The sequence below is a fragment of the Pararhodobacter sp. CCB-MM2 genome (genome assembly GCF_001691415.1).
In the GTDB taxonomy this organism is placed as follows: Bacteria; Pseudomonadota; Alphaproteobacteria; order Rhodobacterales; family Rhodobacteraceae; genus Pararhodobacter.
Window position 1 is genome coordinate 1 of sequence record NZ_LRRR01000093.1, and the last position, 440, is coordinate 440.

Below are 440 nucleotides of genomic sequence, written 5' to 3' on the forward strand. Positions count from 1 at the left end.
GGGGGTTGCTACCCGCCCGGCGCCCGCACCGGCCCCCGCACCGGCACCTGAGCCGCCGCAGGCCGCCGTGGTGGCTCCGACCGTGACGCCCGACGCGGCGCTGAACCCGGTGCAACGCCCGGCAGACCGTGTCGCGCCCGAAGCCGCGCCGACGCCTGAGCCTGACGTGACCATCGCGCCGACCGATCAGGCCGCGGTGACGCCAGATGCCTCGGCCAGTGTCGATGCGCCCGAAGCGCAGGAGGCCACGCAGCGCGAGGCCGCCGCGACCGAAACCGTGACCGAGGCCACCACCATCAGCGAAACCGAGCCGGTCCGCCGCACGGCGACCGCGCCCGAGGTCAGCATGCGTCCGCGTCAGCGCCCGCAACAGGTCGCCGCCGCACCGGAGCCCACCCCGGCACCCACGCCGTCGCCGACCCCAACGCCCACGCCGACCC

1 pseudogene is annotated in these 440 nt (G+C 76.8%); it reads left to right on the top strand.

What is annotated here, in order from left to right:
* Positions 1 to 67: 67 nt before the first annotated feature.
* Positions 68 to 440, top strand: a pseudogene (locus tag BCY78_RS24335) (energy transducer TonB); the annotation flags it as partial.